Genomic DNA, 15338 nt, shown 5'->3' with positions numbered 1-15338 from the left:
GCCAGGTCGGCCTCAGAGCATCGCCAGCGACGTGGCCCGCCAGCGGCGGTCCAGGCCCTCCAGCCGCACCGCAACGGCCCTCGTGCGCCCGGGGGTCTGCACGATCAGGGTGGCCTCGACGACGCCGTCCGCGGGCGAGGACACGTGCGTGGACAGGATGCGGAACACGGGCCGCGCCGGCGGCACCCCGCGCGCGCTCCGCGCCCGTGCCGACAGGTTCGCGCGCGTCATCAGCGTGACGAACGCGTCCTCGGTGAACCAGCGGGCGAGCTGATCCGCCTCGCGCACTCCGGCCAGCACCTCGAGGACGCCGCGCGTCAGGCTCTGCAGGAGCGGAGTCGGATCCGGCAGCTCCGCGCTCGGCGTGGGCTGAGGCGCGAAATCCTCGAGCGTCATCATCGGCGATCTCCCTCTCAAGACTCGGATGGCATGACTCGCATTCGAGCACACCCCGTGCGGCAGAGAGGCGGATCGGCCGAGGCATGTGGACAACCCGTATGCCGCCTGCGACGCATCCCCTACTCTCGACGGCATGGAATGGGACCGGCTGTTCGAAGACCTCGAGGACCAGGTGGCCTCGGGCTGGGAGGCGGAGCGCGCAGCCCTCGACGCCGAGACCGAGCGTCTGCGCATCGCCCGGCTCGACCTTCGCACGCGGCTGGGGGCGCTCGTGGACGACGGCGCGGCGCTCACCGCCGTCCTCACCGATTCCACCCGGGTGCATGGCCGGCTGCGCGCGGTCGGCGCGGACTGGACGGCCGTGCAGCCGCAGGGTGCGCCGGGGATCCTGCTGCTGCCCTCGCACGCCGTGGAACTGTGGGCGCTGGACCACGGGGCGCTTCTGAACAGCAGCAGCGCCCCCGCGCCGCTCTCGCCGTTGCGCGAGCGGATGACGTTCGGGTTCGTGCTGCGGGACCTCGCCCGGCGACGCAGCGGCGTCACGGTGCGCACCCGCTCCGGCACGGTGCTGGCCGGGACGATCGACCGCGCGGGATCGGACCACCTCGATCTCGCACTGCACGACGCAGGCTCGCCGCGAAGAGCCCGCGCGGTCGCGGGGTTCCGCATCGTGCCGTTCGCCTCGGTGCTCTCCCTCGGCACGGACCGCCCCGCCCCCGGCCTCGGCTGAAGGATCCGAGTCGTCCCCACCAACGCACGCCATAGCCCCCGCTCACGGGGACGACCCGAAGGAGGTTTGCCCCGATGTTCCGAGTCGTCCCCGTCAGCGCACGCCGGGGGCTCCGCTGACGGGGACGACTCGGATGAGGGGTTCGGACGGCGCGGGCCTCACTCGCCGAGGCGGACGGGCGGCCCCCACAGCTCGGGGAAGCTCGCCGCGTTAGCCTGCCGCCACAGCGCCCTGCGCCGCGCGTCCTCCGCCTGCTCGGCGAGGTACTCCGCGATCGAGGCCTCCTCGACCCGCCATACGGGAGGAGCCCCGAGCCTCGCTCCGCGCAGCCGGCTCTGCATGATGAGTTCGACGATCTCGTCGACCTGCACCCCGAGGAGCTCTGCCGCCTGAGCCAGGGCGAGATAGCGCACGGCAGGCGTGAATGCGTCCGGCATGCCTCCATTGTGCTCCGCGGCGGAGCATCCGAGGCGGAGGCGGGGGCGCTGTGGATAACTTCCTCGCCTGCGTCCGGATTCTGTGACCATGGGCGGATGACCACCGCACGCGCCGTTCGCCGGCCCTGGACCGATCTGCGCTTCTTCATCGGCCTCGCTCTGATCGTCCTGTCGGTCGCCGGGGTCTGGCTGATCGTGGACGCGGCGAAGCAGACCCGTCCTGCGCTGCAGGCGGTGCGCACGATCGTTCCCGGCGATCCGCTGACCTCGGCCGACGTGCGGGTGGTCGACGTCGTGCTCGGCGCCGTCGGATCCGGCTATCTCACCCCCGCCACGCTCGAGCCGGGCCTGATCGCGACGCGCACGATCACCGAAGGCGAGCTCGTGCCTTCGGCCGCTGCCGCCGACGCCGACGAGGGGCGCACCACCTCCGTCGTGGTGCGCAGCGCAGTGCCGGTTCCCGGCTCGATCGGCCGGGGCTCCGTGGTCGAGCTGTGGGCGGCCGATCCGCGCGCCGAGGGAAAGGGCTTCGATGCACCGCGCGTGCTGCTGCCCGAGGCGACCGTCGCCTCGGTCGACCGCGAGGACGGTCCGCTGTCGGCGAAGTCCACGACGCTCGAGCTCGTGGTGAGCCGGGCGACGGTCGGCGAGGTGCTCGCGGCGCTGACCGGCGGATCCTCCCTATCCGTCGTGCCGGTCGGAGCCCGCTCGTGACCGGCGTCGTCCTGGCCATGCCCCCGGACCGCGCCGAGACGCTCGCGGAAGAGCTGGAGCTCGCGGGCGTCGCAGTGATCGCGCGGATGCCGCCGCACCAGGCCGCCCGCCTGGTCGCACATGCCGAGGAGCTCCGCGATGCCGAGGCTCTGCTGATCCCGGCGGAGCGGACGTGGCTGAGCCCGGCGCTGCGCGGGGCCTGCGACCGCGCGGGCGTGCGGATCCTGACCCTGGGCGACGGATCGGCCGCAGCACGGCTCGCGCACCGGCACGGACTGAGCGCGCCGCTGCCCGCGGCCGCGAGCGGATGGGACGTCGCGGACGCGCTCCGCGACGGGGGCGCGGACTCGGAGAGGGATGAGACGAGCACCGACAGCCCCGGTGCCGGAGCCTCAGCGAACCGGCTGATCACGGTGTGGGGTCCGCACGGCGCGCCCGGACGCAGCACGGTCGCGGTGCAGCTCGCCGCGCTCCTTGCGGCACCGGATCGCGGGGTCGCCCTCGTCGATGCCGACACCCACGCGCCGGCCCTCGCCCTCCTGCTGGGTCTCACCGACGACGGACCCGGCATCGCCGCGGCATGCCGCCGTGCGGAGCTGGGCCTGCTCGACGGCGCCGAGCTCAGCCGTCTCTCCCGTCCCGCCGAGTCCTCCGGCGGCACCATCGACGTGCTGGTCGGCATCAACCGCCCGTCGCGCTGGCCCGAGCTGTCCGCCGCGCGCCTGCATGCCGCCTTGGACGTCTGCCGGCGCTGGAGCACGATCACCCTCGTCGATGTCGCCGCTTCGCTCGAGGCCGATGAGGAGATCAGCAGCGATCTGGACGGCCCACGACGCAACGCCGCCACGCTCACCGCCCTGCACAGCGCCGACCGCATCGTGGCGGTGGCCGCCGCTGACCCGCTCGGGATCGCCCGGTTCGTGCGCGGCTATGCGGAGCTGTGTGCCGAGGTCGGCGACATCCCCGTCACGGTCGTGGTGAACAAGGTGCGTCCCGGCCCCCTCGGCGTCGACGCGCGCGGTCAGGTCCGGCGCGCCCTCGACCGGTTCTCCGGCATCCGCGACGTGCATTTCCTGCCGTACGATCGACGCGCGCTGGACGCCTCGGTCCTGCACGCGAGGCCTGTGCCCGACGTGGCAGGGCGCTCCGCGCTCACCATCGGAGCGCGCGCCCTTGCCCTGACACTGCTGCGCGACGCGCACAGCCCCGGGACGCGGCGCGAACGGCGTCTCGGGGCTGCCGCGGGGGTCTGATCCCCACCGACCGCGGGCTACTGCTTGTAGCTCGCCAGGAAGTTCCCGAGACGCTCGATCGCCTCGGTGATCACACGCGGCTCCGGCAGCGTCACCACGCGGAGGTGGTCGGGCGTCGCCCAGTTGAAACCGGTGCCCTGCACGAGCAGGATGTGCTCCGCGACCAGCAGATCATAGATGAGCTTCGCGTCGTCGTGGATCTCGTGAACGTTCGGATCCAGCTTCGGGAACGCGTACAGGGCGCCCGTGGGCTTCACGCAGCTGACGCCGGGGATCGCGGAGAGCCCCTCCCAGGCGGCGTCGCGCTGCAGATGCAGGCGCCCGCTCGGGGCGATCAGCGACGCGATCGACTGCACCCCGCCGAGCGCCGCCTGCACCGCGTGCTGCGCCGGCACGTTCGGGCACAGGCGCGTGGATGCGAGGAGGGTGATCCCCTCGATGAAGCCCCTCGCGTGCTGCTGCGGGCCCGTGATGACGAGCCACCCCGAACGGTATCCGGCGACGCGGTAGGTCTTGGAGAGCCCGTTGAAGGTCAGGCAGAGCAGGTCGGGCGCGAGCGTCGCGGTAGGGATGTGCTGCGCGTCGTCGAACAGGATCCGGTCGTAGATCTCGTCCGACAGCAGCAGCAGGTCGTTCTCCCTCGCGACCTGCACGATGCCCTGCAGCACTTCGCGCGAGTACACGGCGCCCGTCGGGTTGTTCGGGTTGATGATGACGATGGCCTTGGTGCGCGGGGTCACCTTGGAGCGCAGATCCTCCAGATCCGGGTTCCAGCCGTTCTCCTCGTCGCACAGATAGTGCACCGGGGTGCCTCCGGCGAGGCTGGTCATCGCGGTCCACAGCGGATAGTCCGGGGCGGGGATGAGCACCTCATCGCCCTCGTCCAGCAGCGCCTGCATGGTCATCGTGATGAGCTCGGAGACGCCGTTGCCGAGGTAGACGTCCTCGGGATCGACGAGCGGGAAGCCGTCGACCTGCTCATAGCGGCTGACCACGGCGCGGCGCGCGGAGATGATGCCCTTGCTCTCGCTGTAGCCGTGCGCACTGGGCAGCGTCGCGAGCATGTCGCGCACGATCTGCTGCGGCGCCTCGAATCCGAAGACCGCGGGGTTGCCCGTGTTCAGCTTGAGCACCGAGTGGCCTGCCGCCTCCAGCCGCGCCGCCTCGACGAGCGCGTTGCCGCGGATCTCGTACAGGACGTTCTTCAGCTTGGACGACTGGTCGAAGGTTCTCGGTGTCATCGGCCAAGATTACCGCCCGCGCGAGGCCTCCTCGTGCACGCGGGTCTCGCTACCCGCCGCCGGGGGCGCGCATGCCGTCGAGGATCGCGTCCCGCAACCACGACGCAATCCGCGTGGATTCGAGCTGACGTCCCCCGTGCTGATCACGGCCTCCTTCTTCCATCGAGCGATCGCCCGGAACGCCACGCGAAGGAGGCCGGCACCCTGGACGGGTGCCGGCCTCCTTCGCGTCCTGGAACCGGAGTTACTTCTTCTTGGCCTGGGCGCGGCGCTCTGCGCGGTTGACCGGAGCGGCCTCGTCGGCCTCGACGCGCTGCCCGAAGGCGCCGCGCGCGGCGGGCTCTGCAGGCTCCTCGCTCTCGGACTGGGCGCGTGCGGCCGCCTGGCGGAGGCGATCCGTCGCCACCTGCTGCACCTGGCCGCGGTCGTTGCGGACCTCGACGTCACCCGCGTCGTTGGGAGCGGAGTACTCGAGGCGCTGATCGCCCGCCGACTCGGCGAGACCCTTCGCCTCGACCTCGGTGATGCCCTCGTCGCCGGCCTGGCGCACCTCGACCTCGAGGTTGTAGAGGTAGCCGACCGACTCCTCCTTGATCTGGCCCATCATGGCCTGGAACATAGAGTAACCCTCGCGCTGGTACTCGACCAGCGGGTCGCGCTGCGCCATCGCGCGCAGGCCGATGCCGTCCTTGAGGTAGTCCATCTCGTAGAGGTGGTCCCGCCAGCGGCGGTCGAGCACCTGCAGCACGACGCGTCGCTCGAGCTCGCGCGTGGCGGCCTCGCCGAGGGCGCTCTCGCGCTTCTCATAGGCGACCATCGCGTCCGAGACGAGCTCGCGCTTGAGTCCCTCCGCGGTGATCCCGCCCTTGCGTCCGCCTGCCTCGGCGACCACCTCGTCGATCGTGACGTCGACCGGGTAGAGCGTCTTCAGCTCGGTCCACAGACTGTCGAAGTCCCAGCTCTCGGTGTGGCCCTCTGCGGTGTGGTCGTCGACGACCGCGCCGATCGCGTCCTCCACGAAGTGCTTCACCCGGTCGGCGATGTCGTCACCCTCCAGGATGTGCCGGCGGTCGGTGTAGATCGCCTCGCGCTGACGGTTGAGGACGTCGTCGTACTTGAGGACGTTCTTGCGCATCTCCGCGTTGCGCGCCTCGACCTGGCTCTGCGCGCTGCGGATCGCGCGGGTCACGAGGCCCGACTCGATCGGCATGTCCTCCGGGAAGTTCGTGCGCGCGAGGATGGCCTCGGCGGCGCCCTGCTGGAAGAGACGCATGAGGTCGTCGGTGAGGCTCAGGTAGAACCGGCTCTCACCGGGGTCGCCCTGACGACCGGAGCGTCCGCGCAGCTGGTTGTCGATGCGGCGCGACTCGTGGCGCTCGGTGCCGAGCACGTAGAGGCCGCCGGCGTCGACGACCTTGGCGCCCTCGACGGCGACCTTCTCCTTCATCGCCTCGTAGGTCTCGTCCCACGCGGCCTCGTACTCGTCCGGCGTCTCCACCGGATCCAGTCCCTTGGCCTTCAGGTCCTGCACCGCAAGGAACTCGGCGTTGCCGCCGAGCATGATGTCGGTGCCGCGGCCGGCCATGTTGGTGGCCACGGTGACGGCGCCCAGGCGTCCCGCGCGGGCGACGATCTCGGCCTCGCGAGCGTGGTTCTTGGCGTTCAGGACCTCGTGCTTGATGCCCTTCTTGCTCAGCAGCCGGGAGAGGTACTCGCTCTTCTCGACGCTCACGGTGCCGACCAGCACCGGCTGCCCGTTCTCGTGGCGCACCGCGATGTCCTCGACCACCTGCGCGAACTTGGCCGTCTCGTTCTTGTAGACGAGGTCGGACTTGTCCTGGCGGATCATCGGCCTGTTGGTCGGGATGGGCACGACGCCGAGCTTGTACGTGGACATGAACTCGGCGGCTTCGGTGTCGGCCGTTCCGGTCATGCCCGCGAGCTTGTCGTAGAGACGGAAGTAGTTCTGCAGCGTGACGGTGGCGAGAGTCTGGTTCTCGGCCTTGACCGGCACGGCCTCCTTGGCCTCGATCGCCTGGTGGATGCCCTCGTTGTAGCGGCGTCCGACCAGGATGCGGCCGGTGTGCTCGTCGACGATCATGACCTCGTCGTTCATCACGACGTAGTCGGTGTCGCGCTTGAACAGGGCGAGCGCCTTGATCGAGTTGTTCAGGAACGAGATGAGCGGCGTGTTCGCCGACTCGTACAGGTTGTCGATGCCGAGGTAGTCCTCGACCTTCTCGATGCCGGGCTCGAGCACGCCGACGGTGCGCTTCTTCTCGTCGACCTCGTAGTCCTCGCCCGCTTCGAGCGTACGCGCGATCTTCGCGAACTCGGCGAACCAGCGGTTCGCCTCTCCCGACGACGGCCCGGAGATGATGAGCGGCGTCCGCGCCTCGTCGATGAGGATCGAGTCGACCTCGTCGACGATCGCGAAGAAGTGCCCGCGCTGGACGAGATCCTCCTTGCGCCACGCCATGTTGTCGCGCAGGTAGTCGAATCCGAACTCGTTGTTGGTGCCGTAGGTGATGTCGGCGTTGTACTGCTCGCGGCGCACCTCGGGCGTCTGTCCCGAGACGATCACACCGGTGGTCATGCCGAGCGCGCGGTAGACGCGGCCCATGAGCTCGGACTGGTACGTCGCGAGGAAGTCGTTCACGGTGATGACGTGCACGCCCTGCCCGGCGATCGCGTTCAAGTAGGACGGGAAGGTCGCCACGAGGGTCTTGCCCTCACCGGTCTTCATCTCGGCGATGTTGCCCTCGTGCAAGGCCGCACCGCCCATGATCTGCACGTCGTACGCCCGCATGCCCAGGGTGCGCTTCGCGGCCTCGCGAACGGCGGCGAACGCCTCCGGCATCAGCTGGTCGAGGGTCTCGCCCTTCTCGAACCGCGCGCGCAGCTCGACGGTCTCGTTGCGGAGGTCCTCGTCGCTGAGCTTCGCGAAGTCGTCCTCGAGCGCGTTCACGGCCTTGACGACGCCGTTCAGACGGCGCAGGATCCGTCCCTCGCCCGCGCGCAGCAGCTTCTCAAGAGGATTCGCCACGGATTCCATCTCCCTAGGGGTCTGACCCGCGCGCGACGCGCGCACGGCATACGAACCCCATGTTACCGGGCCGTGACCTGTCGATCCCCTGCACCGGGTCGGCGGATCCGATCCGAGCCGGCCCGCGGCGTTCCGGGCGACGACCCGCCGCGCGGCGGAGGCAGACGGATGTTTCCGAGTATGCATATACTCGGAAACAGATTCCGGGAAAGGAAATACCGATGTCCGTTCGCCAGAGCCTCCTCGCCATCCTCGATCAAGGTCCCTGCTACGGGTATCAGTTGCGCGCCGAGTTCGATCGCCGCACCGGCTCGACCTGGCCGCTCAACGTCGGCCAGATCTACAACACGCTCGAGCGCCTGGAGCGCGACGGGCTCGTCGAACGCGGCGACGCCGACGACCAGGGGCACGTGTACTGGGCGATCACGCCGGCCGGATCCGTCGAGGTCTCCGGCTGGCTCTCCTCCCCTGTCGAGCGTGGCACGGGCACCCGCGACGAGCTCGCCATCAAGCTCGCGGTCGCCGCGACCCTGCCCGGCGTCGATGTGACGGCCGTCATCCAGTCGCAGCGCAAGGCCTCGCTCGCCCAGCTGCAGGAACTGCAGCGCACGAAGTACGCCGGCCCCCAGCCGGACAGCCCGCAGGAGCTGGCCTGGACGCTCGTGATCGACAGCATGATCTTCCAGGCGGAGGCGGAGGCGCGCTGGCTCGATCACACCGAGCAGCGCCTCGCGCAGCACCCCCGGCACGCGCTGGAGCTCGAGCTCTCCACGGAGCACCCGAAGCGCGGCAGGCCCTCCCGCGCCGTCGCGCTCTGATCGCCGAGGGCGTAAGGGATCCACAGCCCGTGCACGGTCCGGGACCATAGGATCGGCGCATGGCCGGATTCTGGGGCAGACGCAAACGTGAACAGGAAGAGCTGCAGGCGCAGGACGCGGATCTCGCGCGCCGCGCCGAGCAGGCGATCGTCGCCGCCGACGAGCGGATCCGCACGTCCTCCGATGAGCTCGCCTTCGCCACGGCCGAGCTCGGCGACGAGATGACCGCGGACTTCCACTCCGCGCTGGAGGCGGTGCGCTCGCACATGGGCGAGGCGTTCCAGCTGCATCAGCTGAACCACGACGAGATCCCCGACACGGCCGAGGAGCTGCGCACCCGCAACGCCCGCATCGTGCAGCTGTGCCAGTGGGCCGAGGATCTGATCGACGAGAAGTCCGCCGCGATCGCCGACGCCGTCGCCCGGGTGCGCAACGCGCCGCAGGTCGTCGCCAGGGTGCGTGCGGACGCCGCCGCGCTGGAGGGCAGGGTGCCGCAGGCGCAGGCATCCGTGGAGCGGCTGGCCACGCGTTACTCCGACGCCGCCATGCAGCGCATCGCCAAGAGCGCGGAGGAGGCCGCCCAGCTCGTGGTCTTCGCGAACCACGGCGCCGACGTCTTCGAGCGTCGCCGCGACGCCGGCCGCAACCAGGAGGCCGTGCTCGCGCTCGAGACGGCGACGGAGGCCACGCGTCGGGCAGCCGCGCTTCTCGATGCCGTGGACGACTTCGAGATCGAGGCGCTGCGCGCCGAGTCCACGCTCGCCGAGGTCGTCGCCGACTCGCGCGGCGACCTGGCCGCCCTGCCGATGGCGCCCGACGCGCCGGCCGTCGCCGCTGCGGCCACCGAGCTGCAGCGCGCGCTGAACGCCCTCGCGCCCGCCGGGAGCCGTACCGATCCGTTCGGCGAGCTCACTCGCCTGCGCGCGGCGAACACCGCGCTGGACGCGGCGATCGCGGCCGCACGGTATCGCGCGGAGAACCCGCTGCCCACGATCTCCACCGTGCAGCACGCGCTCGACGACGCGGACCGGCAGCTCGGCGTCGCCCGCGGCCTGATCGAGGGTCACCGCGGCTGGATCGGCGCCGACGCCCGCACGCGTCTCGCCGAGGCCGAACGACTCCGCGTGGACGCGCCGGGACTGCTGCCCGCCGAGGAGACCCGCGAGCAGGCCCTCAGCACCGCGCGTCGCGTCGCCCAGCTCGCCGCGGAGGCGCTTCAGCTCGCCCAGCACGACATCGACCGATCCCGCCCCGACCAGGGCTGGGGCGGCGGCGGGGGCAACGGCTGGGGCGGCGGCAACAGCTGGGGCGGCGGCGGCCGCGGCTCCGGCGGCGGCGACGTCGTGACCGGCGTGCTCGGCGGCCTCGTCATCGGCGGCCTTCTCGGCGACATCTTCGACTGACCGCTTTTCGGCCCGAACTCCTCGCGTCGTCCCCGTGAGCGCACCCTCTGGCGTGCGCTCACGGGGACGACTCGTTGCTGCGCTCCCGTGCGCAGCGCTGCGCCCCGGCCTTCGTGGACCGGGGCGCAGCGTCGTCTGTCAGAGCAGCGTCGTCTGTCAGGGCGGCGTCAGCTCACGAGCTCCTCGGCGGGGGCCGCCTGGGTGGTCAGCGAGATCACACCGTAGTCCCAGCCCTTGCGGCGGTACACGACACTCGGGTGGTCGCTGCGCGCGTCCACGAAGAGGAAGAAGTCGTGGCCGACCAGCTCCATGCGGTCCACGGCCTCTTCGACGGTCATCCACTCGGCATCGAAGTTCTTGGTGCGGATGACGACCGGGGAGTACTCCTCCTCGGTCTCGAGCGTCGGGATCGCGCCGGTGGCGACCGCGTGCAGAGTGTCGGCGGAGACGGGGTGCACGTCGATGCCCGCGAGCTCGCCGGTGCCCTTCTCGAACCGCGCACCGCGCGGATGGTGCCGCCCGTCGATGCGGCGCTCCTTGGCACGCCGCACCTGCTCGATGAGCTTGTCCACGGCGAGGTCCAGCGCCACGAACTTGTCCGCGTCACGAGCCTCGGCGCGGACCAGCGGGCCCCTGCCGATGAGGGTGAGTTCGACGGTCTCGTCCTCCACGTGACCGCCGCGATAGGAACGATGAGTGACCTTCACGTCCAGGCTCTGCGCCTTCGTCGCGATAGTCGCGATCCGCGCGGTCTTCTCCTCGACCACCGCTCGGAATCGATCGCTGATGCCGACTCCGACACCGACGATGTTCGTTTCCATCCTGACCTCCTTGTTCCGGTCCGCCCGGCCAAGGGCGGACCGTGGTCGCCTTTGTGAGTCCCCACCGTAGTCGCCCGACCCCGACATGTCATCCACAATTCATCTGCGTGTCGTGCGGATCCGCTACGACGCCCCTGATGCCGACCGCGCAGAGCCGCAGGGCGTCCTCCCGCCGCGCTCATCCGCGCCGCAGGGTGGCGGCGACGGCCACCGCGCCGACGACCCGGAACCCTGCCGATCGGAGGGCTCTGGCCGCCTCCGCGCAGGTCGCCCCGGTCGTGATCACGTCGTCGACGATCAGCGCCGACGCTCCGCCTCCGAGGCGGGATGCGACGAGGCCGCCGGCGAGGTTCGTCCGGCGCTCGTGCGCGCCGAGCCCGCGCTGATCCTGCACGCGGCGCACGTACGACAGCGTTCGCAGCACCGGGATGCCGATGCCGCGCGCGAGGATCTCCGGCACGCGGTACCCGCGCCGCCGGAAGGCCGCTCGCGTGCTCGGCACCGGCACCACGACATCGATGCGGCCTGGCGAAGCCGCTCCCGCGCACAGGTCGTCCACGGCTGCGGCGAGCGCCGCGCGCAGGGGCCGGATGAGCGAGGTCTGCCCGTCCTCCTTGACCGCGCGCAGCACCGACGCCGCGACCCCGTCGAACACGAGGCCCGCACGCAGCGGCACGCTCTCGGACCGAGGGCGCACCACCCGGGGCGCGAGCGCGGCCTCGCATGAGGCGCACAACGCCGTCCCCGCGGCTCCGCATCCGGCGCACACCGAGGCGAAGACGAGATCGGCGATCTCCTGGACGAGCCGGCGCACGGAGGACCGCGCGGGCCGCCCGTCGTTCGGCGACGAGGATCGGGGCTCGGAAGTCATCCCGCGAGTCTGCACGCGGAGGAGCGCCGGCGGGCAGGACAGGCCGTGATCCGTGCACAGCCGCCGCTCCAGAGGGGCTGTGCAGGATGATCAGCCCGGCGCGTGCACCCGTTCCGCGAGCGCTCTCCGCGTCGAGGAGGACGAGGCGCTAACCGCCGAGCTGGCCGCCGAGCTGCACGGCGAGCACCTTCACGTTCGTGCTCACCTGCGTCGGGGCGGGGCCGCTGCGCACCCACAGCACGCCGTTGCCGAACAGCTGCACCGTGGTCGTGGGCGACGCCGGCGCGATCGTCTGGGTCGCCGCCGGCACGTCGACGGTCCTCGCCGGTCCGCCGACCTGCTGCTGGCGCAGCACCGGGGCCACCCCGTCGGTCGCGAGCACGCCGACGGTCGTGTCGTCCAGCCAGGCGATGTCGAGCGCCGCGGCCGGCCAGGCGATCACGTTCGGATCCGCCACGCCGATCGCCGTGGGCGCGCCACGGTCATCCCGCGTGATCGCGACGACCTCGATGCGGACCTGCCCGTTCGCCGTCACCGCCATCGCGAGCCGTGCGCCGTCCCTGCTCACCGCCGTCGCCGTGATCTGCCCCGCGTCGGGCGGGCCGGCGATCGGGCGCGACGCCGAGGCCGAACCCGAGTTCGACCAGGCCAGGATCGATGAGGGCGAGGTACGCGGAACGGTCCAGATGTAGCCGAAGGGATCCAGGACCGGTGGGATGAGACCGGGACGCCCGTCGATCTCGTCGGCGTGCCCGTCGGTGACCGCGTAGACGACGCCGCTCGCCCCCTGCACCGCGACGCGCTGCCCGCCGCTCGCCGCGCGGATCGAGGTGATCGGCTCGGGGAAGTTCGCCACCGGCGCGGAGACGCCGGCGATCGGGCTGAGTTCGCCGCCGGCCAGATAGCCGAACCCCTTGTCGGTGAGCACGAGCGGACGCGGGTCGACCGTCGTCGGCGCGGGGACGGGGGTCGATCCCGCTTCCAGATCGCGACCCGAGACCGTGAGCTTGACCTGCAGCACGCCGACGCCGCTCAGGCTGCTCAGGCTGCGCTCGAGCTGGGTGCGCATCCGCGCCAGCGTGATCGGTTCCGCCTTGAGCGCGGCGTCGTTGAGTGCGACCTCGGCGATCTGAGAGTCGGGAATCACCGCGTTCCGGCCGAGCGCGATGTCCCCGGTGAAGGCGGTGCGCACGGACCCGGCCAGCCAGGGACTGGGCTTGCCGCTGACGAGGGACTGCACGATCCTGCTGGCGGTGTTCTCCCGCTTCGGGAACCAGCGCACGTCGGGCACCAGGTAGGTCCAGGTCGGGTCGAAGTACTGCAGCGCATAGGGGGCGAACACATCGGCGGCGGCGAACGAGTCCGCGTCCAGCACGATGCCGTCCGGCGCCGCCGAGATGCGCCACTGGCCGTCCTTGTTCTTGGCGAGGGTGAACATCAGCTCGGCCGCGCGGTTCACGGGGGCCCCGGAGTAGGCGCCCGTCTCGTCCACGGTGCCGGTCTGCTGCAGCCCGAGGTGCACGGAGGTCGAGGCGGCCTCCTTGGGGACGTCGGGGACGTCGAAGCGGCGCTCGGCGGACCCGGTGTCGATCGTGACGCCGGCGTCCGGCTTCCACTTCTGCGCCTCGTCGGCGGTGAGGAACTGCCGCGCGATGCCCCAGCTGTCCTTGGGGCTGGAGGCCGCGTCGATGAACCCGCGGACGATGTCCTTGGGATCCATGCCGTCCGACGGACCCTGCGGCACGAAGGCGAGGTCCGAACCGCCGCCGCTCTGCCCCGCGGCGAGGCCGGGGCGCACATCACCCGTGACCGGCAGCGACGCGCAGGCGGTGAGCCCCAGGAGGGCGAGCGCGACGACCGCGCCGCGCAGCATCCGTCCGACCCTCATGACTCCTCCTGTCCGTGCGCCGGCGACTCCGGCTGCGCCTGGTCGCCCGGCTGGACGATCGGCGCGGTGGTGACGCCGATCTCGGCGATCGCCTCGACCGGCTCCAAGGGCACGGGTGACGCGCCGTCGAGCGGCCGGGATCCGCGCGGAAGGATCAGCACGAAGTTGGTGCCCTCCCCCGGCTGCGACCACACGGTCAGCGTGCCCCGGTGCAGCCGCGCATCGCCCAGGGCGATCGAGAGTCCGAGCCCCGTGCCGCCGATCGTGCGCTTGCGCGAGGGATCCGCCCGCCAGAACCGGTCGAACACGCGCTCCGCGTCCTCCGGAGTCATGCCCATGCCCTGATCCCGCACGCCGACCGCCACCGCGTTCTGGCTGCTGTCGACCGTGATGACGACGGGATGCCCCTCACCGTGCTCGATCGCGTTGCCGATGAGGTTGCGCAGAACGCGGCGCACGCGGCGCGGATCGAGATCCACCGGGGTGTGCCCGCCGGGAGCGACGAAGCGCAGCTCGGTGTCGTGCGTCTCGGCGAGCGGCCGCATCTCGTCGACCAGGTCCTCGGCGAGATGGGCGAGGCTCACCGCCTCGGTCTCCAGCTGCACGGATCCGGCGTCGTAGCGGCTGATCTCCAGCAGATCCGCGAGCAGCGTGTCGAAGCGGTGCACCTGCGCCTGCAGCAGCTCCGCGGTGCGGGCGGTGGTCGGGTCGAACTCCTCGCGGCGGTCGTTGAGCATCTCGGCGGCGAGCCGGATGGTCGTGAGCGGCGTGCGCAGCTCGTGCGAGACGTCGGAGACGAAGCGCTGCTGCACGAGCGACAGCTCCCCGAGCTCCTTGATCTGCGCCTCGATGCTGTCCGCCATGGCGTTGAAGGACCGGCCGAGCGTCGCCAGCTCGTCCTGCCCTCGCACCGGCAGGCGCACGTCGAAATCGCCGCCGGCGAAACGCGCGCTGGACTCCGCGGCCTCGGTGATCGGCTGCACCACGGTGCGCAGCGAGAACCAGGCGATCACGCCGATCAGGGCGACCAGCACGATCCCGGCGATCCACAGGCTCGACTGCACGAGCACGAGCGTCTGCTCGGTGTCGGCGAGGTCGTAGGCGATGTACAGCGCATACGTCCCCGCACCCGGGACGCTGAGCTGCTGGCCGACGAGGATCCCTGCACGCACGGAGCCGTCGGCGTCGTGCAGCGCGACCGGCTGCCACCACTGCTTCGTGGCGTCCTTCGCGACGCGCTGCGTGAGCTGGTCCGAGACGAGATCCTGGCTGAAGCCGGTCTGGGTGAATCCGAGGCCGGCCTGCGAATCGAGCGGGATCACTCCGTACAACGGGGAAGCCGAGACCGACTGCACCTGCACGCTGACGTCGCGCATGAGCCCGGTCAGCGCGGTGCGGTTGCCCTGCGTGTCCGCCGAGGACAGCATCGACTGCGCGGAGTTCGCCGCGCGCCCCGCGTCCTTGAGCGCCTGGTCCTTCCGCGACTCCCAGAGATTGTTCTGCACCGCGAGGGCCATCGCCACGCACGTCACCAGCACGGCGACGCTGGTGAGGGCGAGGGCGATCACCATCGTGCGGAACCGCAGCGACTGCCGCCACAGCTGCGCCATGCGGTGCCCTCCGCCGCGCGCGCCGCGCACCGCCGCGTTCGCGAGCGCCACGGTGTTCGTCATCAGCGGACTTTCAGCATCGGCGGGGACCGCTTCTTCTCGACCGG

Annotated in this window: 13 protein-coding genes; 5 read left to right on the top strand and 8 right to left on the bottom strand. The window is 71.3% G+C overall.

Features of this window, described 5'->3' with window-relative positions; translation table 11 throughout:
• Positions 1 to 12: 12 nt before the first annotated feature.
• Complete coding sequence (locus ACFC1J_RS07335) at positions 13 to 396, bottom strand: Rv3235 family protein (protein ID WP_375904484.1); 384 nt, start codon at positions 394 to 396, stop codon at positions 13 to 15.
• Positions 397 to 532: 136 nt separating this feature from the next.
• Between ACFC1J_RS07335 and ACFC1J_RS07330 the strand changes: the two genes are divergently transcribed.
• Positions 533 to 1129 carry a hypothetical protein gene (locus ACFC1J_RS07330; RefSeq protein WP_375903909.1) on the top strand — a complete coding sequence of 199 codons (597 nt, stop codon included), beginning with the start codon at positions 533 to 535 and terminating at the stop codon, positions 1127 to 1129.
• 158 nt (positions 1130 to 1287) lie between these two features.
• Here ACFC1J_RS07330 and ACFC1J_RS07325 read toward each other — a convergent pair whose 3' ends face one another.
• Positions 1288 to 1566 carry a helix-turn-helix domain-containing protein gene (locus ACFC1J_RS07325; protein ID WP_375903907.1) on the bottom strand — a complete coding sequence of 93 codons (279 nt, stop codon included), beginning with the start codon at positions 1564 to 1566 and terminating at the stop codon, positions 1288 to 1290.
• A 96-nt stretch (positions 1567 to 1662) separates the two neighbouring features.
• Here ACFC1J_RS07325 and ACFC1J_RS07320 point away from each other — a divergent pair, with 96 nt between their 5' ends.
• Both ACFC1J_RS07320 and ACFC1J_RS07315 read left to right on the top strand, forming a co-directional pair.
• Positions 1663 to 2280, top strand: a complete 618-nt coding sequence (locus ACFC1J_RS07320) for an SAF domain-containing protein (RefSeq protein WP_375903905.1) — start codon at positions 1663 to 1665, stop codon at positions 2278 to 2280.
• Positions 2277 to 3533 (top strand): CpaE family protein, encoded by a 1257-nt coding sequence (locus ACFC1J_RS07315; RefSeq protein ID WP_375903903.1) that lies wholly within the window; start codon positions 2277 to 2279, stop codon positions 3531 to 3533. The genes ACFC1J_RS07320 and ACFC1J_RS07315 overlap by 4 nt, the downstream gene beginning before the upstream one ends.
• Before the next feature lie 17 nt (positions 3534 to 3550).
• Here ACFC1J_RS07315 and ACFC1J_RS07310 read toward each other — a convergent pair whose 3' ends face one another.
• Both ACFC1J_RS07310 and secA read right to left on the bottom strand, forming a co-directional pair.
• Positions 3551 to 4774: a pyridoxal phosphate-dependent aminotransferase gene (locus ACFC1J_RS07310; RefSeq protein WP_375903902.1), complete on the bottom strand. Its 1224-nt coding sequence runs from the start codon at positions 4772 to 4774 to the stop codon at positions 3551 to 3553.
• Positions 4775 to 5018: 244 nt separating this feature from the next.
• Positions 5019 to 7820 carry a preprotein translocase subunit SecA gene (gene secA, locus ACFC1J_RS07305; protein WP_375903900.1) on the bottom strand — a complete coding sequence of 934 codons (2802 nt, stop codon included), beginning with the start codon at positions 7818 to 7820 and terminating at the stop codon, positions 5019 to 5021.
• A 221-nt stretch (positions 7821 to 8041) separates the two neighbouring features.
• Here secA and ACFC1J_RS07300 point away from each other — a divergent pair, with 221 nt between their 5' ends.
• Positions 8042 to 8638, top strand: a complete 597-nt coding sequence (locus ACFC1J_RS07300; RefSeq protein WP_375903898.1) for a PadR family transcriptional regulator — start codon at positions 8042 to 8044, stop codon at positions 8636 to 8638.
• Positions 8639 to 8697: 59 nt separating this feature from the next.
• A complete protein-coding gene (locus ACFC1J_RS07295; protein ID WP_375903897.1) occupies positions 8698 to 10041 on the top strand; it encodes a hypothetical protein in 1344 nt (447 codons plus the stop codon).
• A gap of 167 nt (positions 10042 to 10208) precedes the next feature.
• On the opposite strand, the gene hpf is transcribed toward ACFC1J_RS07295, so the two are convergent.
• The 4 genes from hpf to mtrB form a co-directional block, all read right to left on the bottom strand.
• Complete coding sequence (gene hpf / locus ACFC1J_RS07290) at positions 10209 to 10862, bottom strand: ribosome hibernation-promoting factor, HPF/YfiA family (RefSeq protein WP_375903895.1); 654 nt, start codon at positions 10860 to 10862, stop codon at positions 10209 to 10211.
• A 178-nt stretch (positions 10863 to 11040) separates the two neighbouring features.
• Positions 11041 to 11733 carry a ComF family protein gene (locus tag ACFC1J_RS07285; RefSeq protein WP_375903894.1) on the bottom strand — a complete coding sequence of 231 codons (693 nt, stop codon included), beginning with the start codon at positions 11731 to 11733 and terminating at the stop codon, positions 11041 to 11043.
• A 148-nt stretch (positions 11734 to 11881) separates the two neighbouring features.
• A complete protein-coding gene (locus ACFC1J_RS07280; protein ID WP_375903892.1) occupies positions 11882 to 13621 on the bottom strand; it encodes an LpqB family beta-propeller domain-containing protein in 1740 nt (579 codons plus the stop codon).
• Positions 13618 to 15294 carry an MtrAB system histidine kinase MtrB gene (gene mtrB, locus ACFC1J_RS07275; RefSeq protein WP_375903891.1) on the bottom strand — a complete coding sequence of 559 codons (1677 nt, stop codon included), beginning with the start codon at positions 15292 to 15294 and terminating at the stop codon, positions 13618 to 13620. Before mtrB ends, ACFC1J_RS07280 begins: the two co-directional genes overlap by 4 nt.
• Positions 15295 to 15338 lie beyond the last annotated feature (44 nt).

It is taken from the genome of Microbacterium sp. NPDC056052, assembly GCF_042266785.1.
GTDB lineage: Bacteria > Actinomycetota > Actinomycetes > Actinomycetales > Microbacteriaceae > Microbacterium.
Note: the sequence above shows the minus strand (reverse complement) of the source record. Positions and strands in the feature narration are given on the sequence as shown.